At 60.1% G+C, this 21,935-nt stretch carries 22 protein-coding genes and 2 pseudogenes; 4 read left to right on the top strand and 20 right to left on the bottom strand.

Annotation, left to right across the window (positions count from 1 at the left end):
• Positions 1–36: 36 nt before the first annotated feature.
• Complete coding sequence (locus BM160_RS06065) at positions 37–1,155, bottom strand: cupin domain-containing protein (protein ID WP_255368673.1); 1,119 nt, start codon at positions 1,153–1,155, stop codon at positions 37–39.
• Positions 1,156–1,159: 4 nt separating this feature from the next.
• Entirely contained in the window at positions 1,160–1,588 is a 429-nt protein-coding gene (locus BM160_RS06070) for a nuclear transport factor 2 family protein (protein WP_255368674.1), read from the bottom strand.
• Between the two features lie 192 nt (positions 1,589–1,780).
• Between BM160_RS06070 and BM160_RS06075 the strand changes: the two genes are divergently transcribed.
• On the top strand, positions 1,781–2,788 hold the full coding sequence (locus BM160_RS06075; RefSeq protein ID WP_255368675.1) for an ornithine cyclodeaminase family protein: 1,008 nt from the start codon (positions 1,781–1,783) through the stop codon (positions 2,786–2,788).
• Positions 2,789–2,839: 51 nt separating this feature from the next.
• Here BM160_RS06075 and BM160_RS06080 read toward each other — a convergent pair whose 3' ends face one another.
• The 6 genes from BM160_RS06080 to BM160_RS06105 all read right to left on the bottom strand — a co-directional run bounded on the left by BM160_RS06080 (position 2,840) and on the right by BM160_RS06105 (position 8,151).
• Positions 2,840–4,066 (bottom strand): NAD(P)/FAD-dependent oxidoreductase, encoded by a 1,227-nt coding sequence (locus BM160_RS06080; protein ID WP_255368676.1) that lies wholly within the window; start codon positions 4,064–4,066, stop codon positions 2,840–2,842.
• Positions 4,067–4,079: 13 nt separating this feature from the next.
• Complete coding sequence (locus BM160_RS06085; RefSeq protein ID WP_092002140.1) at positions 4,080–4,943, bottom strand: fumarylacetoacetate hydrolase family protein; 864 nt, start codon at positions 4,941–4,943, stop codon at positions 4,080–4,082.
• Complete coding sequence (locus BM160_RS06090) at positions 4,943–5,260, bottom strand: non-heme iron oxygenase ferredoxin subunit (protein ID WP_092002143.1); 318 nt, start codon at positions 5,258–5,260, stop codon at positions 4,943–4,945. Before BM160_RS06090 ends, BM160_RS06085 begins: the two co-directional genes overlap by 1 nt.
• 41 nt (positions 5,261–5,301) lie before the next feature.
• Entirely contained in the window at positions 5,302–6,291 is a 990-nt protein-coding gene (locus BM160_RS06095) for a Bug family tripartite tricarboxylate transporter substrate binding protein (RefSeq protein WP_092002146.1), read from the bottom strand.
• Positions 6,292–6,371: 80 nt separating this feature from the next.
• Positions 6,372–7,640: an aromatic ring-hydroxylating dioxygenase subunit alpha gene (locus BM160_RS06100; protein WP_092002149.1), complete on the bottom strand. Its 1,269-nt coding sequence runs from the start codon at positions 7,638–7,640 to the stop codon at positions 6,372–6,374.
• Positions 7,641–7,662: 22 nt separating this feature from the next.
• Complete coding sequence (locus tag BM160_RS06105) at positions 7,663–8,151, bottom strand: aromatic-ring-hydroxylating dioxygenase subunit beta (protein ID WP_255368678.1); 489 nt, start codon at positions 8,149–8,151, stop codon at positions 7,663–7,665.
• A gap of 124 nt (positions 8,152–8,275) precedes the next feature.
• On the opposite strand from BM160_RS06105, the gene BM160_RS06110 reads away from it, so the two are divergent.
• A complete protein-coding gene (locus tag BM160_RS06110; protein ID WP_143093186.1) occupies positions 8,276–9,208 on the top strand; it encodes a LysR family transcriptional regulator in 933 nt (310 codons plus the stop codon).
• A gap of 171 nt (positions 9,209–9,379) precedes the next feature.
• Here BM160_RS06110 and hpaI read toward each other — a convergent pair whose 3' ends face one another.
• From hpaI to BM160_RS06165, 10 genes and pseudogenes are all read right to left on the bottom strand, one after another.
• Complete coding sequence (hpaI, locus tag BM160_RS06115) at positions 9,380–10,198, bottom strand: 4-hydroxy-2-oxoheptanedioate aldolase (protein WP_177218929.1); 819 nt, start codon at positions 10,196–10,198, stop codon at positions 9,380–9,382.
• Between the two features lie 11 nt (positions 10,199–10,209).
• Positions 10,210–10,518 (bottom strand): FAA hydrolase family protein, encoded by a 309-nt coding sequence (locus BM160_RS06120; protein WP_092002162.1) that lies wholly within the window; start codon positions 10,516–10,518, stop codon positions 10,210–10,212.
• 620 nt (positions 10,519–11,138) lie between these two features.
• The gene (locus BM160_RS06125; protein ID WP_092002614.1) at positions 11,139–12,206 is read right to left on the bottom strand and encodes a porin; all 1,068 of its coding nucleotides are present in this window, start codon (positions 12,204–12,206) and stop codon (positions 11,139–11,141) included.
• Positions 12,207–12,520: 314 nt separating this feature from the next.
• Positions 12,521–13,639, bottom strand: coding sequence for a cupin domain-containing protein (locus BM160_RS06130; protein WP_255368679.1), 1,119 nt, complete (start codon positions 13,637–13,639; stop codon positions 12,521–12,523).
• A gap of 4 nt (positions 13,640–13,643) precedes the next feature.
• Positions 13,644–14,087, bottom strand: a complete 444-nt coding sequence (locus BM160_RS06135; protein WP_092002168.1) for a nuclear transport factor 2 family protein — start codon at positions 14,085–14,087, stop codon at positions 13,644–13,646.
• Positions 14,088–14,290: 203 nt separating this feature from the next.
• Complete coding sequence (locus tag BM160_RS06140; RefSeq protein WP_177218930.1) at positions 14,291–14,983, bottom strand: enoyl-CoA hydratase/isomerase family protein; 693 nt, start codon at positions 14,981–14,983, stop codon at positions 14,291–14,293.
• 124 nt (positions 14,984–15,107) lie between these two features.
• The gene (locus tag BM160_RS06145; protein WP_177218931.1) at positions 15,108–15,260 is read right to left on the bottom strand and encodes a hypothetical protein; all 153 of its coding nucleotides are present in this window, start codon (positions 15,258–15,260) and stop codon (positions 15,108–15,110) included.
• A 154-nt stretch (positions 15,261–15,414) separates the two neighbouring features.
• A pseudogene (locus tag BM160_RS22905) lies at positions 15,415–17,013 on the bottom strand (AMP-binding protein).
• Positions 17,014–17,048: 35 nt separating this feature from the next.
• On the bottom strand, positions 17,049–17,453 hold the full coding sequence (locus tag BM160_RS06160; protein WP_092002182.1) for a Zn-ribbon domain-containing OB-fold protein: 405 nt from the start codon (positions 17,451–17,453) through the stop codon (positions 17,049–17,051).
• Positions 17,454–17,455: 2 nt separating this feature from the next.
• Complete coding sequence (locus BM160_RS06165) at positions 17,456–18,454, bottom strand: thiolase domain-containing protein (RefSeq protein WP_369821755.1); 999 nt, start codon at positions 18,452–18,454, stop codon at positions 17,456–17,458.
• Here BM160_RS06165 and BM160_RS22910 point away from each other — a divergent pair.
• Together BM160_RS22910 and BM160_RS22130 are read left to right on the top strand one after the other, a co-directional pair.
• Positions 18,344–18,724 (top strand): transposase, encoded by a 381-nt coding sequence (locus BM160_RS22910; protein WP_255368682.1) that lies wholly within the window; start codon positions 18,344–18,346, stop codon positions 18,722–18,724. The two genes, BM160_RS06165 and BM160_RS22910, sit on opposite strands and share 111 nt — an antisense overlap.
• Before the next feature lie 75 nt (positions 18,725–18,799).
• Positions 18,800–19,794, top strand: a pseudogene (locus BM160_RS22130) (IS630 family transposase).
• A gap of 112 nt (positions 19,795–19,906) precedes the next feature.
• Here BM160_RS22130 and BM160_RS06180 read toward each other — a convergent pair.
• Positions 19,907–20,884, bottom strand: a complete 978-nt coding sequence (locus BM160_RS06180) for a Bug family tripartite tricarboxylate transporter substrate binding protein (protein WP_177218932.1) — start codon at positions 20,882–20,884, stop codon at positions 19,907–19,909.
• 116 nt (positions 20,885–21,000) lie between these two features.
• Complete coding sequence (locus BM160_RS06185; RefSeq protein WP_255368683.1) at positions 21,001–21,903, bottom strand: SDR family oxidoreductase; 903 nt, start codon at positions 21,901–21,903, stop codon at positions 21,001–21,003.
• Between the last annotated feature and the right edge of the window lie 32 nt (positions 21,904–21,935).

A 21,935-nucleotide genomic window follows, 5' to 3' on the forward strand; every position in this document is an offset into this window, starting at 1 on the left:
GGGTTTACTTTTTCAAAGGTTCTGTGTTTCTTCTGCTCAGGCACCCGCCAGTCGAGGGCCAACGTAACCCTTCTGCCCGGGCTGGGAACCCAGCGTGAGGATGGGGCCGTCGATGCGCTCCTGCCAGATCAGCGACTCCATGCCGATGTGCAGGGGATGGTCTTGGATAGTCAGGACACTGGCGCCTTCAGGGCTGACGAAATGCGCATGTTCGGACCATCCGGGAGCCGAAAGCAGCAAGTCGCCCGCCTCCCACGCGATCGTTTCACCGTCGACCTGGCTCGAGCCGCTGCCCTGGAAGTGATAGTTGATCGCCACCGAGCTGTGTCGATGGCCCCTGCCAGCTCTGCGCGGTGGCGAGCCGGGCGGCACGCGTGACATCGTCGCGAAAAAACTGTGGGTTGTCCCGTTGCGCCGTTCCGTCGCCGGGTTGTACAGCAGCATGATGGTGCGCTTGCCATCCCCGGGCTCGCTCGACAGCGTGGCGGACACAGATGTCCAGGGCCAGCACAACGCACGGTTCTCGACGACCGGAATATCGGTCAGAAATTCGTAACCACGCAACCTGGCCCCGTCGGGAGAAACGGCAATGTCTGGGGCGCTGTTACTCGTGTATACCGCGGAAGCGGGAGGATCTTCGGAGAGTGCAGACGACGACGCTTCGCCCTCTTCGACATAAAGAACGCCCAGGCGCTGCAGCAGCGGCGCATTTGAATAGGACAAACGAACCCAGGCCGTGTCGCCATCGTTGCTGTACCAATGGTGGCGCATCGACGGAACCATGGTGACGTCATAAGGCTCCATCGTCATTGACTGGTTCTCGACGTGCACCGTGCCGCGTCCGCGGATGCACAACTCCACCTGGCTCGCGTTGTATCGGAAACCTTGGGTGCGTTCGCCCGGCAGCAGGACATTGATGGCAATCTGCACGCCCTGAGAGATGCCAGACACCTCCTTCGATTCGGGGTGGACGATCAGCGCACTGCGGCGTCCGTTTTGCGGTGCGGGGATCCGTGAGAGGCGCTCAATTTCTGCCTCGATCACTTGGGCCGGCACACGGATCGGCCGCCAGCGTTCAGAGTTGCGCGGCAAGGTATCGCTGGCATCCACAAGTCGGACGGCGGCATGATTCTGTGACATTCGAATGGTCTCCATGGTGTCAATGTGCAGACGCCGCCATAGCGGGCGGCATCATGCGTCGGTTGCGCTTGTCAACGATGTGCCAGATGTCGCCGGCGTACACGAGTTGATCCTGGCACTCTAGGATCGCTGCCAACCGCGGTTCGGCAGATGTGCCCGCGTTGTCCGTGATGGCTTCAAATGCGGTCAGGTAGTAGGTGACCGCGACATGCGCCTCGTCCTTCGACTCCAGGCGAACGTTAGTCACGAGGTGACATGTGGCGCGGTTCACTGGCCGGGCATCAAGAGCGGCATGCGCTTCGGCCGGCCCCGTCAGGATCTTGCCTTGTCGAAGCCAGGTTCCCTGCGGCGCGAGCAGGCCGGCCGCAAAGGCGTGGTCGCGACGGTCGAGTGCGGAAAAAAATGCGATAACCAGACTCACTGCAGGATGTTCCGAATAGTTCGTCACGAGATGTCCTCTCATTCTTTTTGTCTTTCCCTAGCGGATGAACGCAGTAGCCAGAGCCCTACGCCGCCTGAACTATATGAGTGAAGGCTGGATGTCTTCAATGCGCGTTGCGGAACAACTGTTTTTCGCACGACAACGTTGCGGTGCGGCGGCAGGGGCCGCAGACTGCGGGGTCATAAAGGAAACGTATAGATGGAACCCAAGATGAAGAAGACAGCGTTGTGGCTGAGTGAAGAGGACGTGGCAGGAACTGTGTCGCTGACCCAGGCCATCGAAGTACTGCAGCTGCGCACCGCTGAAGTTTCTGCCGGTGGTGGATCAAATATCGAGAAAGCGCTTGGTACCTTCGGCGACAAGTCATCCTTGCACGCCCTGGGTTCCGTACTCCCCAGTGCCGGGTATGGTGGCTACAAAACCTGGGTTAACACACCGGTCGGCGCCAAGGCTATGTATTCGCTGTTCGACGTGAAAGCAGGAACTTTCCTGGCCCTCATCGAGGCCAATCTCTTAGGGCAACTCCGTACAGCAGCGATCACCGGCGTAGGAACGCGGTGGCTGGCCTCACCCAAGGCCGATGACCTTGCGCTCATCGGCTCGGGACGCCAGGCGCTGGCGCAGGTCGCGGCGATTCACGCCGTGCGTCCGTTGCGACGGGTCAGGGTTTGGAGTCGTTCGCCAGAAAACCGTGAGGCGTTTGCCGCCACACTCGCCGCTCGTTTGGATGTGGCAGTCCAAGCGGTCGACTCGCTAGAGGCCGCGACCGACGGAGCATCTATCGTCACCCTGGTGACGCGCGCAACCGAGCCGTTCCTGCACGCCAACATGCTCGCGCCTGGTGCACACCTGAATGCCGTAGGCGCCATCCTGCCAACCAATGCAGAGTTCCATGCCGACGTCTTCGACCGCGTCCAAACGATTGCTGTGGACGATGTTGCCAACGTGCGGAAGGCGTCTCAAGAGTTCAAAGGGCGGTTTGGCAGCGACACAAGCGCCCTTGGCTGGGGGCGGGTCAAACCCATTGGGGCCGTCATCCAGGAGGGCGTCCAAGCGGTCAGGTCGGATGATTCGGTGTCACTATTCAAAGCGGTGGGCATGGGAATCTCTGACCTGGCGCTCGCAATCCAGGCCTACGAAGCATGCCGTGCTTCGGGCCGAGGACAGACGTTGCCGCTGCAACAAGGAGTTCCGATGCGGTTCTAGTGACCAGAGGGGCCGCGCGTGCCCCTGTGTACCCGTGCGCAGCTCTGCGGCTCAGCCGGCTGCAGCAACGACGGCCCTGGCCAGGGGCACGGCCGAATCTGCGAACCGCGACCTGTCCAGAGAGGCTGCCTCTGCAATGGATCGACGCAGTACGCGAATGTCGCGCGGCGCGTTGATGCACAGCCCGAAAACCACCTTTCCCGAGCCATTCAGCCCAAGATGCGTTTGCTGGGTACCGCTGCCGCCAGGGCGCATCAGCCACTCCGCGACACCATGCGCAGTTCCTGTCATTTGTATGAGTTCGTCGTATTGCGTGGACCAGAAGAAAGGTAGTGGTTCATATCGGGTGGGTTTTCCCATCAACGATTGGGCAACGGCGATACCCTGATCCTGGGCGTTCTGCCATGACTCCAGGCGTTCTCCGCGGCCATCGGCAGTCCGCAGGACGGCGACGTCGCCGGCGGCGAAGATGCACGGATCCGAACTTCGACCAGTGGCATCCACCAGGATGCCGCGATCGCAATCCAGACCGGCTTGTATTGCCATATCGCTATTCGGGACCAGCCCCGCGCCCACGACCACGACGTCGGCGACGTAACTGCTGCCATCGTCGAACTCGGCCGTGTAGCTGCCCTCGGCATGGGTGTCCAGTCGCACGACACGCGTATTGAGACGAACCTGCACACCGTTCGAAACATGCAGGTCGTGCAGGTAGGTGGACAAGTCCTGCACACCGCTACGGGCACAAAGGTTCGATCCCATTTCCACCAGGGTGACGGCAGCTCCGCGCCGAACCGCCGCCGCAGCCACCTCCAGGCCGATCCATCCGCCGCCCACGACCAGGACACGCCTTCCGGGCAGCAAGCGGTCGCGCAGACGCCGGGCGTCGTCGAGTGTGCGCAGAGTGTGGACACAATCCCGATCGAAGCCAGGGATTGGCGGAATGTGTGCCCGCCCACCAGTGGCGATGACCAATGCGTCGTACTTCAACCATTCCCCGGACGAAAGCTCGACCGCACGGGCGGCACGATCAATCCGCTCGACATGGGTAGCCGCTCTCCACTCCACACCTAATGCGGAGAACTCCTCGGGACGAATGAGATAGGCCATATCGGCCGCGCCCGGAACGAGTTGTTCCTTGGAAAGCGGGGGACGTTCGTAGGGGGGAACGCTTTCGGCGCCGCACATCACGAGCTGCCCGGCAAAGCCCTCAGAGCGCAAAGTTCGGGCTACCCAAGCCGCAGCTTGGCCAGCGCCGGCAATCACTACAGATTTCACAGAATCTCCCGGACTATTTTTCACTGATCACCGCGTTGCGCAGCACCCCGATACCCGAAATGTCGACTTCGAAAACATCTCCCTGCTGCAGGTAGCGCGGTGGCTTTCGGAGGAAGCCAACACCGGCTGGCGTGCCCGTCGCGATCACGTCGCCAGGCAGCAACTCGGTGAACGTTGACAGATACGCAATCGTCCTCTGGACCGAAAAAATCATGTTGGCAGTACAGTCGCTTTGCATCAGCTCACCATTCAGGCGGCCGCTGACCGTCATGTTCGCGATGGGGCCCGCTTCGTCCCGCGTGACCAACCAGGGGCCGAAGGCACCGGAGTGCAGAAAATTCTTCCCTGCCGTGGCCTGGTTCGAATGCCGCTGCCAGTCCCTCACCGAGTTTTCTGCGAGACAGGAGTACCCTGCCACGTAGTTCAGCGCCTCGGCTTCCGACACTCGATAAGCTGTGCGGCCCATGATGACGGCCAATTCGGCCTCGAAGTCGAATTGCTCCGATATGCCAGGATGGCGGAGCGACTGATCGTGACCAACAAGCGATGAAATGAAGCGGACGAAGACGGCCGGCTGCGCCGGCACCGCCATGCCGACTTCCTTGGCGTGGTGCAGGTAGTTCATCCCGAGACAGAGGATCTTGTCCGGATCCGTAATAGGAGGAAGCAGGACCACCGACGAAAGCGCGATGCCTTCGTTACCTGGGGTCAGAGCGGCGGCCCTGGCGGCAATTCCTTCCACACCTTCGATCGACAGTGCGGCGCGCAGCGTCGGCGCAGTCGGCGTGGTCAAGTCGTAGACGCGGTCGTTCACGATGACGCCATATCGCGAAGCGCGCGCACCGCTACTGGATGTAGCGTAGCTGATAAGTTTCATCAGGAAGCGACGCTGATATGGATTCGCCCATCGATCAAGCGCACCGGGTAGACCGCGACGTCCATGGTCAATGGCGCACAGAGCGCCTTGCCCGTACTGACGTCGAATCGGCCCTGGTGCAGTGGGCATTCGATCTCGCGCCCTTCCTGATAGCCATCGCACAGCCGTGCGTTCCCGTGCGTGCACAGGTTGTCCGTTGCGAACACTTCCTGCCCCACGCGAAACAGGGCGACTTCCCTGCCATCCACGACCACTGCCACCGGACAATCCTCTTCGACGTCAGTTTCCGGGCCTGCATCCAGCCATTCTTCAACCATGATCACTTGACCTTCCGATTTTCATTGTTTTGGGCCACATATCATTTCGACGGTGCACCGACATTGCTCGCACGGACGATCTTTCCCCACTTATCGTGCTCTTGCTTCACGTATTGCTTGAAGGACTCCGGGCTATCCTGGCGCGGATACATCCCCCACCCCTTGAGCCGCGCCACGAGTGTGTCGTCGCGCATGGCGCGTTGCACGGATTCGCTGATCTTTTTACTCATGTCGTCCGGCAAGCCCGCAGGAGCGAAAACACCGAACCAACCTTCGATCGCGACGCCCGCAACCGCGTCGTTCAGCAAGGCAAAGGACTCCAGTCCTGGCAGCTTCGTTTGCGAACCGACGGAAAGGATGCGCAGCGTCCCAGCTTCCACATGAGGGAGCATCGGCGACACACCGTCGATGACGGCGGCCGCATCGCCGCGGACCACGGCTGGATAAGACTGAGGAAACCCACTGAACGCGATGGAGCGCAACGGCGCCTTGGCGTTGGAAGAGATGAGCCGGGTCCCCAGATCGGCCAAGGTGTTGGCACCTGGATTGGCGACCACGAGGGTGTCGGGCTTTGCTTTTGCTGCATCAAGCAGGTCTCGCATGGTTTTGTAGGGCGAAGCCGCACTCACTGCGATGGCCAGTGGCGTGTAGACCGCCATCCCGATTGGCGTGAAATCGCGGATGACGTCATAGGGCAACGTTACGCTCGACGTCCAGGGCGCCACGATGAACGCCGAACCCGGCATGAATCCAAGCGTGTAGCCGTCAGCCTTGGCCTCCTTTAGCGCGCCCATCGCCACGATGCTGCTCGCACTCGGCCGGTTCTTGATGATGATGGGTTGCCCGAGGTCTTTCGACATACGCTCGGCCATCAGCCGGGCGGGAAGATCCGAGGAGCCGCCGGGAGCGCCTGGAACAAGCAGAGTGATCTCCTTGGCAGGCCAGGTCTGGGCAGCACTCTGGGACGACGCAAAGCAAAGCGCACACGCGACCAGAACGCCCAGCTTCTCGAATTTGGATGCAATCTTCATGGTTTTCTTCCTTGTTTATAGAGCAACGCGACCCGACATGAACATGCTGCCGTTCCGGCTTCAGCCATTGAAGCCTTCGGCTAAAGATTCATCATTTCCCGGTAGTACTTATAGAAGGCGCGAATCATCACTTCGCTGACCATGTAGTCGGTCGGCTCGATGTCTTTCCCCCCCATTTCGATGACACCGACCCCATCCGGGTAACCAGACAAGCCAAGCTGCAGCTGGGTCAGCATTTCGCTGTCATCCATGGACACAAAGCCGGCCGGACCGATCAGGTTCGCGTGCTTGAGTCGAAGACGATCCATTTCTTCATCGTCATCTTCGTAGCCGTAGTACGTAAAGACTAGTGCATGCTGAGTTGGGCTGATCGGAATGAGATGCCGCGTCTTGAGCGAATTGGCCTGAATGCCAACGATCGACGAAGGAAAAATCCAGGTGCCGCCAACCCGGCCGTTGTTGAACTCGCGTCGCGGTGTGACCGTCTCAGAGTCCAGAATCTTCAGTGAGTCGTCGAACCGGGCCATCTGCGACGTCGTTTCCGTTTTGCGCTTGCCCGAGTTTGTCGACGTCATGATGCTGTGCTTGCCGCCGCCAGTCGGCACGTTTGCCGACTCGGAATCGGCTCGCCACAGCCCAAACGTGATGTAGAAGGAATGCAATAGCGTGGCGTGGTACGGATCCTTCAGGTTGTCAAGATACGTTTTCCAGTTGCTATTGATGATCTGGCGCTGGTATCCCAGCAGCTTCAGCGGCTTGCCCGGCATCACGATATCAATCTCGGCCAGCACGTCCTGCCCGCAGTAGTCCTCGAAGCTCGGCCCGTCTTCCGCGAACGTCGCCCATATGGAACCGCCCCGGTTGACACTGCGCAGCCTGCGCATGCCATGGTTTTTCAGATCGAAGTCCGCCGGCATGCCACCCTTGCCCTTCACCGGTCGTCTGAACGGAATTCCTTGGAGGGTGCCGTCCAACGCGAAATTCCACTGGTGGTAAGGACAGGTGAAATCCTTGACCTTGCCGGTGTTCTCCCAGCACACCTGCGCGCCGCGATGCGCGCATCGATTTTCGAGGACATAGATGTCACCGTGCTCTCCTCGCACCACGATGACCGGGTGGGTACCGATCCAGTTGCGCTTGAAACAACCAGGCTCCGGCACTTCGCATGCAAGCCCGACGTAGTTCCACGTCTTTCCGCCGAAGAACACCTCCATTTCTTTATTGAAGATCGCCGGATCGGTATAGACCCAGTTTGGAACCCGGGTCACGCCTTCCTCCGGCCAGCGGCGAACGCCTGCATGGATCGAAATCGGTGAAACCTTATCTATCTCCGCAAAATCACAAGACATGTGTTTGTCCTTTATTGTTTCATTACACCGGGGTGATCAGTGACGTGAGAATCTGGTAATTGTCGTAGACGCAGTCCCTTGACTTGATCTTGAAGCCGTCTTCCGAGATGACGATTCGATCGATGTAACGCCCAACCAGGCTGATCACGGGATTCTGATCCGACATCGATTCGATGATCAGAAAATTGGCCTGCGCGTCGACTTCTCCGTCGCGAACCTCTTGGACACGCACGCCGCTGACGAAATGCCTCAGCGACCTAGGCTGGAACACTGTGGTCTTTCTCAGCGCAGTCACCCGGTCCTTCAGCATGTTCTTGTTCATGCAGTGAATGATCCCGACCGGCAAGCCTGCGTCATGGTTCTCGCGTGACTGCACGCGGTAATGACAATCCTCGGTGAAGAACGCCGGCCAGTCTTCCAGCCTGAACTCGTCCAGGCAGAACACGTAGTCTTCGTAGAAATCGCGCAAGCGTGCGCGCAAGTCCGGAGGGGGCGATTCCAAAATACTCAACATAGCTTTCCTTTGCGCGTTCCTGCCAGATCGCCGGCACCTTTGCCACGCGTTCAAAGGAGTATCGAATGCCACCACCCTCCTTTCAATCACTACAATCGAACAACATTTGATCGCGGACGGAATGAGTACAAGGACAGAACAACTGCTAAGCAAGCTGGAAGACCTGAATTCGCTTCGGGCGCTGGTGCATGCCATTGAGACGATGAGCTTCACCGGTGCATCACGACTCCTTGAGACGACACCGGCGACTGTAAGCAAGCAGATCGCTGCGCTGGAAAAGAGGGCCGGGTGCCTGTTGATCAACCGCACCACACGGCAACTCGCAGTGACGGAAGCCGGGCAACTGCTCTATGAGAAGGCCAAGCGCATTCTGGATGAACTCGTGTCCGCAGAGGCGGAACTGACCGGCATGCAGAATGTTCCTACGGGAATTCTTCGAGTACAAGCTCCCGCCGTACTTGCCACGCACCTGATTGGACCTGAACTTCCGGCGTTCATGAAGTTGTATCCGGAACTATCCATACAGCTGGTTCTTGCACTGGAAAGAAACGTCCAAGCGCAGGAACGCATTGATATTTCAATTCGAGTCACGTCGAGCCCGGAGCCCGGCTCCATCGCGCTTCCACTCGCGGCGAACAGGCGGGCTTTCGTTGCCTCTGCGGACTATCTGAAGCGAAACGGCACGCCCAAGACCGCCGAGGACCTGAAAAACCATAACTGCCTCACCGGCGGGCGGGATGGCAGCATTACCGATCTCTGGCCCATCGAGGTTGACGGAAAAGTCGAGAACGTCCGGGTTCAAGGTAATCTAAATGCGCCCAACGGAGACATCCTTTTGAGCGGCGCGATGGGCGGCATGGGCGTTACGATGCTTCCGTGGTGGCTGGTGCGCAAGCACATCGAATCGGGCGCCCTGGTGGAAGTCATGCAAAACATGGCTGTGTCCACGATGAATATTTATGCCGTCATTCCGCATTGGCGCTATGTACCGCCAAAAATAAAGTGCTTTGTCGACTACTTTCGTGACTTCCTGAGAAGTACCGGCAATACCTAGCAGCACCCGGGTGCCGGCACAAATTTGCAGCACAGGACAGGTTGAATCTGGCAAGTTGCGTCTCCTCCCAAGGTGATGGTTAAAAACGCCGGCCTGCAGGCTGCCCCTGGGGGATTCACATGAAATGGGATGCGGTTTCGCTTGAGTTTTAGCTGCAGCGGCTCGCTCAGGCTAATAGGGACTGCCGGAGGCTGCTGTGGGCGCAATTCGCCCCTGCGCCGACGGCGTAATAAAACTGCGCGCCAATTCGGTGGCAGTTCGCACCAGCAGCGTGGTGTCCACTCCGACCGCTACAAACAATGCCCCGGCGTCCAGATAAGTCTGCGCGAGTTGGCGATCCGCCATCAGGATACCGGCGGCCTTGCCGGCAGAACGCACCGTGGCAATGCCTTCCAGAATGGCGCGCTGCACCTTGGGGTGGCTGGCCTGACCGCGGTAGCCCATGGAAGCGGACAGATCCGCCGGGCCGAAGAACACGCCGTCGACGCCCTCCGTGGCAGCGATTGCCGGCAGGTTTTCCATTGCCAACGGGGTTTCTGCCTGGACCAGCAGACACATTTCGTCGTTAGCCTGATTCAGGTAATCCTCCACCTGGTTCCATCGCGATGCGCGTGCAAGCGCGGCACCCATGCCCCGAATGCCGTCCGGTGCGTACCGCATGGCGCGCACCATCAGCGCCGCCTGTTCGGGGGTGTCGATCATGGGGATCAGCAAGGTTTGTGCGCCCACATCAAGGTACTGCTTGACCAGGGCCACGTCGCCCTGCACAGGGCGCACTACAGGATGCACAGGATAAGGTGCGACAGCACGGAGCTGATCCAGCACGGTGCGTACGTCATTGGGTGCATGCTCGCCGTCGAGCAGCAGCCAATCAAAGCCGCAGCCGGCCAGCGCTTCGGCAGCATTCGCATCGGCCAAGCCTACCCACAGCCCGATCTGGGCCTGGCCCAAACGAAGCGCTTTGCGAAACTGATTACTCGGAATTTTCATCATATGTGACCTCAGGCGAAACGGAAGGAAATTGAGCCGAACGGGCCATAGTCGGCGTGAAAGCTGTCGCCCGTTGCGCCGTCGATGTACATCTGGACCACCCGCTCGAACGAGTCCGCCGATACGGTGACGGCATCGCCATGATCGATCAGCGTATTGCGCAGCACCGACGCCTTGGCTAGTGCCTTGTAGGGCGGCTGAAGGGCGGTAGCGTCTAGCGCAGCGATCGCGGGCTCATGGTTGAGCAGAGTGCCGAAAACTACGTCGGACAGCCGGTAAGGAGCGACATCAAATGCAAGATGACAGGGGGTAGAGGTCATGAGTGCGCAAATTACTAATTTGTGGGCATTCTATTTACTAACTTGTGAGCAAGTCAGCGGCCGATAAACTTTCCCTTCGGTTTGTACGGGGAGGCGGCTGTGCAACGCGTTTCGAGGAAGGTCTTGGCATCACCCAAGATAACCGAGGAATTTTTGATTCATACGAACGATGAAGCAGCTCGACGAAAGGCGTTGCAAGGTCATGCAAATCTTCGTGGACTACCAGGCACTTGAGGACGGAATCTGGTGCGCAAGGTAATTTGTGCGTTGGTGCGCCAAACCACGAAGGAGTACCGTCTTAACGGCCCGCAAACCCGCATGGATGCTAGCATTCATGCGGGTTTGCGGCGTTCCAAATCTACAACAGGCCCAGTTAAAGTCGTAAACACATTTCCGTGTCCATCCAGATGATAAACCTCAGGTAGCTGTGTCCGCCAACGTCGAATTGATCCCTCAACATGGCGTCTGCCGATGATTAATTGATCACTTTATTTTGTTCAAAAGGTTGCTGGCTATGGCCATTCGGAGAATTGGCCTCGTCACATGGAGAGCGGCACAGATGATCAACTTCTGGTCGGCGTCAATAAGCTGTGCCTGGAAACTCTCTCCTCGGGTGCGAATCAGAACGAGGTGCGAATGCCGATGTCGATGCCGCTGGAGCTGTCGTTGGCATTCGTCAACGCGCCGCCGAGGGCCTGGGTGGCGCCGCCCTTGTTCGTGAGGCGGGCTACGGTCCCGTATAGTAGCGTGCGCTTGCTCATGAAATGTTCGTAGCCGAGCGCCAGCTTCGTGCTCGTGGGCTGCGTGCCCGAATTCTGAGAGAAGCGGCTCACGGCGCCCTTGAAGCGGCCCATGCCGACTGGCAGGTCGCCGCCCAACAGCCAACCCTTGCCCGTCACGACGCCGTTCTTCGTGCGGTCGTAGTACCCGGTCAGCCGCACCACGCCGAAGTCGTAGTAGCCCCCTGCGTTGTAGGTGGTCTGGTCGCCCGCGAGGTATGAGGTCTTTGCGGCGGCGACGCCGAGGGAGACAGGCCCGCTCGCGTAGGTGAGCCGCATGCCGGCACCGGAGCCGTCGCGTGCGTTCACCGTGTTCGACGCATTTTCACCCATCCAGTACTGGACTTGGCCGCCGAAGCCACCGCCGGCGCTGCTGGGCAGCAGGTAACCGACGGTGTTCGACGCACGCGTGTCGACGCCCGACACCGGCCCCACGGAATAGAGCGCACGGTAGCCGTTGTAGGCTTGGGATGCCCCGACACCCACGTTGCTGAACGGGTCGAACATCACATGATTAAACACCTGCGGTGTGAGGTCACGGCCCAGTCGCAGCTCGCCGAAACGCTTGCTCAGCAGGCTTACCGTGGAGCGGCGGTTGAACAGGGCTTGTGTGCCGGCGCCGGTTGACTGGTTGTTCGTGGACGTCGTGCCGCCCTGGCCGGTGTCGACCGCGAGCGAACCTTCCAGCCAGAATGTGGCATACAGGTTGTTGCCGAGGTCTTCCTGGCCACGGAAGCCGATGCGGCTCGGCAGGGTGTTCGAACTGGAGACTAGCGTGTTATTGAATCTACTACCGGTGCCGTAGGTCACGCCGACATCCGCCACGCCGAAGATGGTGACCGAGGATTGGGCGTGCGCGCCGACGGCAAGGCTGGCGACTGCCAAAGCATAAAGGGTTTTTTTCGTCATCATGTCTCCGTTTTTTTGAAGGGGGTTAAAAATTTGGTTTTGTTAGGGCTACGCTGAATAAGTACCGTCAAAGTGCCCACTTGGGGTGATGACAGCTCGATTGGGTTCAAGCAGGTCGCCGAATGGCTCATCTTGTGGCCTCTTGGGCCTGTTTTTTGGGCCCTTTTTCCCGTATTGCGTCCTCATGGGTGCACCTGCTGACAGTCATTCCCGGATAGCGTTTGGAGAAATGCTCGACCTGCACGCGCGAGCTTTTTCTATGGTTTCGGTATCGAACACAGGTATGCTTTCAAAAGGATCGGTGTTAATTCGGCTCAGGTCGTACCAACGGCCCGAGGGCCGACGTAACCCTTCTGCCCGGGCTGGGAACCCAAGGTGAGGATGGGCCCGTCGATGCGCTCTTGCCAGATCAGTGACTCCATGCCGATATGCAGGGGGTGGTCCTGGACAGTCAGGACACTGGCGCCTTCAGGGTTGAAGAAATGTGCGTGTTCTGACCAGCCGGGCGCCGAAAGCAGCAAGTCGCCCGCGCTCCATTCGATTTTTTCACCATCGACCTCGCTCCAGCCGCTGCCTTCGAAGTGATAGTTGATCGCCACCGAGCTGTGCCGATGGCCCCTACGAGGTCCGCGTGGCGGCAAGCCAGGCGGCACGCGTGACATGGTCGCGAAGAAGCTGTGGGTGGTGCCGTTGCGACGTTCCGTAGCCGGGTTGTACAACAGCATGATGTTGCGCTTGCCATCCCCCGGCTCGCTCGCTAAAGAGGCGGACACGGATTTCCAGGGCCAGAACAACGCGCGATTCTCGACGACCGGTATATCGGTCAGAAATTCATAGCCGCGCAACCTGGCCCCTTCGGGCGAAACGGCGATTTCAGGGGCACTGTCACTGGTGTATGTCGCGGCGACGAAAAGATCGTCGGAAGGTGCGGACGACGCCGCTTCGCTCTCTTCGACATACAGCGCGCCCAACCGCTGCAGCAACGGCGCATTCGAATAGGACAAGCGAACCCACGCCGTGTCGCCATCGTTGCTGTGCCAATGGCGGCGCATCGACGGAATCGCGGCGACGTCAAATTGGTCCATCACCGTCGTCTGATTATCGACGTGCACCGTGCCGCGCCCGCGGATGCACAGCTCCACCTGGCTCGCGTTGTAGCGGAAGCCCTCGGTGCGTTCGCCTGGCAGCAGGACGTTGATGGCTATCTGTACGCCCGGAGCGAACCCGGAGACTTCTTTCGATTCGGGATGGACGATGAACAAACTGCGGCGCCCGTTGTGCGGCGCGGGGATCCGTGACAGGCGCTCTATCTCCGCCTCGATCACTTCGGCCGACACGCGGATTGGCCGCCAGCGTTCGGAGTTCCGCGGGAAAGTGTCGCTGGCATCCACAATTCGGACAGCATGATTCTGTGGCATTCGAATGGTCTCCATGGTGTTAACGTGCGGCCGAAGCTATAGCGGGCGGCATCATGCGCCGGCTGCGTTTGTCAGTGATGTGCCACATGTCGCCCGCGCGTTCGAGTTGATCCCGGCACTCGAGAATCGCCGCCAACCGCGGTTCGGGAGGAGTACTCGCGCTGTCCGTGATGGCTTGAAATGCGGTCAGGTAGTAGGTGCCCGCGACGTGATCGTCGTCCTTCAGCTCCAGTCGAACATTGGTCACGAGATGGCACGTGGCGCGATTCACTGGCCTGTCGTCAAGAGCCGCACGCGCTTCGGCTGAGCCCTTCAGGATCTTGCCTTGTCGAAGCCAGGTTCCCTGCGGCGCAATCAGGCCGGCCGAAAAGGCGTGGTCGCGCGGGTCGAGCGCGGCGAAAGACGCGATGACTTGGCCCACTGCGGGATGTTCTGCATAGTTCGTCACGGGCTGCTCTTTCATTTTGATGCGTCGTTTCCCCTCGGGATGAACGCAGCAGTCAGGGCCTAGTCGCTACGAGTGCTCAAACTATAAGAGTGGAGGCCGCATGTCTTCAATGCGCGTTGCGGAACAATTATTTTTCCTATGGCCGCATGCGCGATCGGCCAACGGGCCGTGGCCTATGCCTGCAACGGGTCAAGCTCGCCCCGGTACTCGGCGCAGTCTCAACGCCTCTGAAAGACGGGCTTGCGGCGGTCACGAAAGGCGTTGACGCCCTCGGCAAAGTCCTCGGTCGCCGCCAGTTCTGCTTGCAGGCGGTGCTCTTCAGCGAACACTTGCTCCATCAGCGCCTGCGGCAGGCTGCTGAGTCTGCGCACAGCAGCAATCGCCAAGGGCACGCGTTGTGCCCAGCGCCCTGCCTGTCCTAGTGCAACCTCCAGCGCCTGACCCTGTTCCGCACACGCGTCGATTAGCCCCGTGGCCAGCGCCTCGTCGGCAAGCACAACTGAGCCTTCATACATCCAGCGACGCGCATTCCCTGGTCCCACTCGCCGCTCCATCGTGATCGCCATGCCCACATCGGGCACCAGGCCGATGTCCGTGAAGGGAGCGCATATCTTCGTCTGACGGGAGGCCACCATCTGGTCACAGGCCAACGCCAGTGACACCCCTGCCCCAAAAGCGTTGCCTTCGATGGCCGCGATACTGGGCAGCGGTCCGTCCTGAAGGATGCGAAAGCAGTCTTGCAACGCGCCTTCTTCGCCGGCTACGCGCTTGTGCTTGAGATCAAACCCCGTGCAGAAGTGCCCGCCCGCACCATGCAGCACCAGCACCTGCACGCGCAAGCTCGTATCCGCCATGGCATCCTTCAGCGCAAGGCGCAACGCAGCGGCCGCGTAAGGGTCCAGCGCGTTCATGCAATGCGGCGGTTGATGACCAATACGCAAATTCCGCCATCCAGTCGCCGAATCTCCAGCGCTGAAAGGTCGGGTTCGGCGGGTCGAATTTTTTGTTGCTCGCTCATACCAATCTTCCGTCGCCTCAATGGCCTTGAACGATGAAAGTCGAGGCATCGCCCTGCAGACTTGAATAAAGCTGCTCGATCAGCGGCGCGCGGCGTTCCCTGGCAAGAGCCTGATTGATGTACCCCTTGTCCGCGATCTCGCCGGCCTCTACGGAAGCGGGTTCGGACATCAGCGTCAAGCCGGTGACAGCCCGGCTGGACGCGCCTTTCGGCTGCCCCTGAAGGCGCTCCCGCAAGGCGGAGAGGACGATAGTTTGTTACCAGTTCACGGGGCGCGACGCCTGCGAGCGAAGGGTCCAACGCGCGGCAGGCGGCCAGGTTAGGCTATGCGAGCGCGACGATATAGTCCTGGTCATGTCCGAAGATGATCGCGTCCGTGATCAGGGGTGCGCACCGCTCGATCAACGCAAGCCGCACCGACCCGGCACGAACCCAGGTGCCCGTCGCCAGCTTGAAATCCTCTAGGCACCTACCAGCGTACCGAAGGCCCGCCTCGGGGTTGCGCGGGTCTGACAAGACCACCGCGTCACCCAGGCAATAAAAGCCCTCGTCATCGAATGCCGCCTGCGTCAGGTCCGGGCGCTTGAGATAGCCCGTGAAGACGTTCTGACTGCGCATGCGAATCCCGTAGCGCGAGTTGCTGCCCACCAAAGGCACAAGCTTCACTTCCACGCCGGGATTCGGCACACCGATGTTGCCCATATCGTCCTCGGGCCGGTTGTAGTTGAGGCCCGACGCGGCAGTTTCGGTTGCACCAAAGCTCGATGTGAACAAGATCTGCTCGCCGATGGTGCTGCGTGCCACAGCCAGGAAGCGCTCCCAGATGACACGCGACATTCCCGCGCCTCCGTAGCTGACATACTGCAGTTGTCTAAAGAACGACTGGGCGAGGCTGGCATCGCGCTCCAGCGCCGCGGACAGTTGAACCCATCCCACAGGCACCGTGGCAAACAACGTGGGCGTGACTTCGCGCAGGTTCTCAATCGTGTACTCAAACAAACCCGGCAACGGTCGCCCATTGTCGATGTAGTACGAGCCGCCCAGCGTGAATATACGCCCCAGACTGCCCAGCCCAGCGAACGAATGGCTCCAAGGCAGCCAGTCGAGCATGACCAAGGGAACAGGTTCCAGCTTTTGGTGCAGGTAACTAATCTGCGCGCTTACACGCGACAGCACCGCATACGAAAGCGGTACGCCTTAGGGCGTGCCGGTTGAGCCTGACGTGAAGAAAATCCGTGCCGTGTCGCCGGGGCGAATGGCCGCTCGCGCCTCCTCGACGCGATGCAACTGCGCGCTGAATAGGACTGCGCTAGCCAAGTCGCTCCATTTGGCATGACCGGGTGCCACGTCGTCCACGGCGATGATTTTTTCGGCTTGGATGCCCAACGCTTCCAGCGCACCGGCAACCGCGGCGGATGACTGCACGAACACCGTTGCCGGCTCCACCAAGTCATACATACCCCTTAGCCGCGCATAGTTTCCGGCCTGCAGCGAATAGTTCGCCGACACAGGCGCCACCGCGATCCCCACGTACTCCGCCGCCATCGTCAGCACTGCCTGCTCGATGGAATTGCCGCTCAGGATCATCAGCGGGCCGCTTCGCCCCGCCTGTATATCGAGAAGCCCCGCGGCAACAGCGAGCATCTTCGTGTGGAAGTCGGCCCAGTGAATGCTTCGCCCCCCTTTACCCTGACGCTCGGCGATTGCTGTGACCGCGCCTCGCGTATCGGCCCATTGTGCAACGAAGCTCGAAAAGCCATGTGCGGGGCCGTCCAGCGGTGGGGCCAGTGCGCGGAGCAACAACGTACCGTCCGGGCGCTTGTCACACGCCATCGGGGAACGCGACAGCGGCGCATCACGATAGCGACGGAAATCAGCATCGGATGGTGCGCGGGAGAGCATCTGGGTGCGATTTAGTGGCATGCGAGTTTCTCTGTTTGAGATTGATTGGACGCCTGTCAAGGCTGCACTACCGGGACAAACATCGGCATCACGATGCCGTCGAGTCCCGCACGGAAGACGATCTGCACCTCAGCCCCGACATACAGTTCGGCGGGTGCATCCGTGACGATATTCGTCAGCATCGTCACGCGGCAATCATCCAGCGTGAAATAGGCCAGGATGTGCACGCCACCGGCAGCTTGCTTGGCCACGGCGAATGAATAGATCACTGCGCGTCCACTCGCCTGAGCCCACTCGGTGCGGTCGGATCCGCAGTGCGGACAGATTGCCCGCGGGTAATGATGGTTCTGTCCGCAGTCGGTGCAACGCTTCACTAGCAGACGACCCTCGGCAGCGGCGTCGAAATAGGGGCTAACCTCCTGTGGGAAGGCAGTCGCCGGATTCGCTTGTTCTGTCGCCATGGTCAACCCCTCTCCAGAATCAATGTTGCGCTGCCATGGCGGGTAGACACGTAGCCACCCATTCCCTGAGCAAGGGCCAAACGGCAATTTTTGACTTGCACACTTGGATGCGCTTCGCCACGCAACTGCCGCACGGCCTCGATGATTTTCGTCATCCCGCCGCGATTGTCAGGATGGTTGTTGCACAGGCCACCGCCGTCGGTGTTGAACGGCAATGTGCCTGAGCCGGAGATCAGGTTACCGTCAGCGACGAAGCGCCCACCCTCCCCTTTGCGGCAAAAGCCCAGGTCCTCAAGCTGCAAGATCACCGTGATGTAGATGGACACGTAGTCGATGTCGGCCGGGTTGACGCCCGCCTCGGCGAACGCAATGGCACCGGAGCGCACCGCGCCCGTTGTAATCAGATCAATGTGGCCACCCTGCTGACCCTTGGGGGCCTCGCCGGCGCCGATCAATTGCACAATGGGTCGGCCCAGTTGTCGGGCGATTTCGGGTCGCACAATCACCAGCGCGCCGCCCCCATCGGTCACGACACAGCAATCGTCCCGGTGCAGCGGGTCCGCCACCATCGGTGACGAAAGTACGTCTTCAACGGTCATCGGCTTGCGCAGGAAAGCGTTCGGATTGAACTGTGCGTGATGCGCTGCCGCAACCTTCACCCAGGCCAACTGCTCAGATGTGGTGCCGAACTCATACATGTGACGTCGGGCCGCCAACGCATAAAGGTTCACGATCGTCGGGCCGTAGCTCGCCTCGAATGGCGACTCGGGTACGTTGGGCACGGCGCCACGCTGTGAGGTGCCGGTACGGCCCTCCGACCGGGGCCGCCCCGCCAGCGTAACCGGCGCAACTACATCTACGCCTTCAGCGTCGTCTGCCCGCACGACGGAGTGATGGACAGCCTCGTTCTGCCCTGGGTGAATGCCGAGACCATATCGCTGTTCCTCGCCGAGGTCGCCCAGCGCCACGTCAAGGAGTTCATCGTGATGGTCATGGATCAGGCCGGCTGGCATCTGGCGGGCGAGTTGGCGGTGCCCTTCAACATACGGTTGATCTATCTCCCGCCCTACAGTCCCGAACTCAATCCCACCGAACACCTCTGGCAAGCCATACGCCTGGACTGCTTCGCCAACCATGTCTTCGCCGACTTGGATGCCGTCGAGGGGGAACTCACAGCCGGACTCGTAGCGCTCGAATCGGACGCTGATCGAAGCCAGGCAATGACTGGATTCAATTGGATAACTTCTATATCTTTGAAGGAAATTTATTGACATTTCCGTAAATCATGACAACCGTTGAGCATCGCATGCGTTATGTCTCCAGTAGCAATTCTGGAGAATATTGGCGTGGTGCAAAAACGATTGAGCGAAGCGGCGAAGAAACGATTGAAGGCAGGCCGGATGCTGCTAGCGGGCAAGGGCTGCGCCGAGGTGGCCTTGGCTGTGGGGGTGGCCCGGCAAACCGTATACACATGGAAGCGGCTGCTCGATGAGGGCGGCATCGATGCCTTGCGAGAGGTGGCCGAGCGTGGGCGTCCGGCCCAACTCGATGAGCAACAGCTGGCGGCTGTTCGTGCAGCCCTGCTGCAAAGCCCCACAAGCCAAGGATTTGGCACCGAACTGTGGACGCTCAAGCGTGTGGGAGCTGTCATCGAACGCATGCACGGCGTGCGCTTTGGCCAGACGCAGGTCTGGCGCATCCTGGGCTCACTCGGCTTCAGTCCGCAAAAGCCCGAGAAGCGGGCCATCGAACGCAATGAAGATGCCGTGCGCAGCTGGAAACGCAGTACCTGGCCGGCCGTTTAAAAAAACCCAGAGAGAAGGCCGGCTGATCGTCTTCGTCGACGAGTCCGGCATCAGCGATGCGTCCAACCCGGGTACGCACTTGGGCACCCAAGGGGCAGACGCCCATCATCCAGTTTCACTTCAACTGGAATCCTGTCTCGGTCATCGCTGGCCTGACGCGTACCAACCGCTTGTTCCGGCTGCACGAGGGCAGCATCAAGAAAGAAGAGATCGTCGAATTCATCAAGGCGCTCAAGGCCCACTTGAAGCAGCCACTGCTGGTCATCTGGGATGGTTTGAAGGCGCATCGCAGTCGTTTGGTGCGCGAGTATCTGGACAGCTTGGCCGGGCACACCCAGATCGCATTCCTGCCGCCGTACGCGCCGGACATGAACCCCGTGGAATACCTGTGGGCCTGGCTCAAACGACATGCGCTGGCCAACTACTGCACCAACGATCTGAGCGAGTTGCACACGACCGCGCGCAACAAGCTCAAGAGCGCCCAGAAGCGCCCCTCGATCATCGCCGCTTGCTGGATGCAGGCTACGCTGTGGTGATGTCATAAATTACGGAAATTTCAATAGTATGAGCACTCACTAAGACCGCAAGCTGTTGCGTTGATCACCAACGGGAACGTCTGCGTTGGCGATCAACGCCTTGTGCACTTCGCTATTCGACCTTGATGCCGCTTTGCTTGATGAACTTCGACCAGTTCTCGACGTCCCGCTCCACATATTGCTGGAACTTGGCCCGATCGATGGTCATCGGCTCCAGGCCGAGACTTGCGAGCCGCGCGGGGATATGCGGCTGCGCCAGTGCTTCCTGCACAGCCTGCTGCAAGGTCGCCACCACTTGCGCCGGCGTACCCTTCGGAGCGGAAAGGCCGACCCAGGGTGCGACTTCGACGCGCACTCCGGACTCTGCAACGGTGGGAATTTCCGGCAGGGACTTGAGGCGTTCGGGCATCGTGGTGCCGATGATCCGCAATTTGCCCGCCTCCACGTAGGCTCTGGTGGCGGAATAGGTCAGGATCGCCACCTGGGCGCGGCCAGACACCAGGTCGATGAACAGCGTTTCGACCCCCTTGTAAGGCACGTGCAGCATCTGCGTGCCCGTGATTTGCTTGAACAACTCCAGTTGCAAGTGCGCTCCGGTGCCGATGCCGGGCGTCGCATAACTGAGCTTGCCGGGATTGGCCTTCAGGTACGCCACCAACTCGGGCACCGTGCGTACCGGCAAGTCGGCGTTGACAACGATGAAGTTGGGAATCACGGCGATCGGCATCACATGGACCATGTCCTTCGTGTGATTGCTCTTCACCGCCGGATTCACTTCCGGCGCGAGCACGCTGGAAAACCCGTTCAGAAAGAGCGTGTAGCCATCGGGCGCGGCGCCCGCCACGTACTTGCTCGCCAACAGTGTTCCCCCGCCCATCCGGTAGTCGAACACGATGGCGTGGCCGAGCTTCTTCTCCATGTAGGGCGCGAGCTGCCGCAGGGCAATGTCCGGTGCCGCTCCCGCACCGAACGGCAAGACCACGGTGATGTTTTTCGTGGGATACGACTGCGCCTGCGCGGTGGACACCGCGAGCGCGGCACAAGCGACCGCCAGCCAGCGGCCAATACCGCCAAAAATCATTGACTTCATTTTCTTATCTCCTGTGTTGACAGCATCTGCGTGCTGCATTTACTTTTGATGGACGTGGCGACACTGACTGTCATCAGGCGACGGGCACCGCGAGATCAGGTGTCCGTCCGTCTGCTTCAGATCGGGTCCCAGCAAAACACGTCCGGGGAGCGCTCCAGCGGCGTGAACGCCCGTTTGATCGCCGGAACGGCGTGTTCTGCCAAGGTCTCCAGGGTCCATCCTTCGGCGCGGTGGACCGAGGCAACCGGGCGCGGCTGGCTCATTACGATGATCTCGTTGGCGCGCACCGCCAGAACTTGGCCGTTCACGTCGGCGGCCGCATCACTGCAAAGGAAGGCCGCGACAGGCGCCACCTGTTCCGGCTTCATGGCTTGCATGCGTTCGAGGCGTTTGCGCTGGGCATCGTTGTCGGCGGGGATGGTGCCGATCAGGCGGCTCCATGCAAATGGGGCGATGCAGTTCGAGCGCACGTTGTAGCGTGCCATGTCGAGTGCGATGGACTTCGACAATGCAGCGACGCCAAGCTTGGCCGCCGCGTAATTGGCTTGACCGAAATTGCCCACGAGACCCGAGGTCGAGGTCATGTGGACAAATGTGCCGCTCTCTTGCTCCTTGAAGTAGGTGGCAGCGGCCCGGCTGACGTAATAGGCGCCGTTCAGGTGCACGTCGATGACGGTTTGCCATTCGTCGATACTCATCTTGTGGAAGATGCGATCGCGCAGGATGCCGGCGTTGTTGATGACCCCATCGATACGGCCGAACTCACGGATGGCGGTGTCGATGATGGCTTGCGCACTCTCAGGCTTGGACACGGAGTCCGTATTGGCGACGGCCGAACCACCGGCGGCGCGAATTTCTTTCACCACCTTTTGGGCAGGGCTGACATCGCTGCCCTCACCGCTACCATTCGAGCCGAGGTCGTTGACCACCACCTTGGCACCGTTGGCGCCAAGAAGCAGGGCAATTGCGCGGCCAATGCCGTTGCCGGCGCCCGTCACTACGATTACTTTGTTTTGCATTACTTTCTCCATTACGAAACCGAATTGGCTGA

This window comes from Polaromonas sp. OV174 (genome assembly GCF_900112285.1).
Taxonomy (GTDB): Bacteria; Pseudomonadota; Gammaproteobacteria; order Burkholderiales; family Burkholderiaceae_C; genus Polaromonas.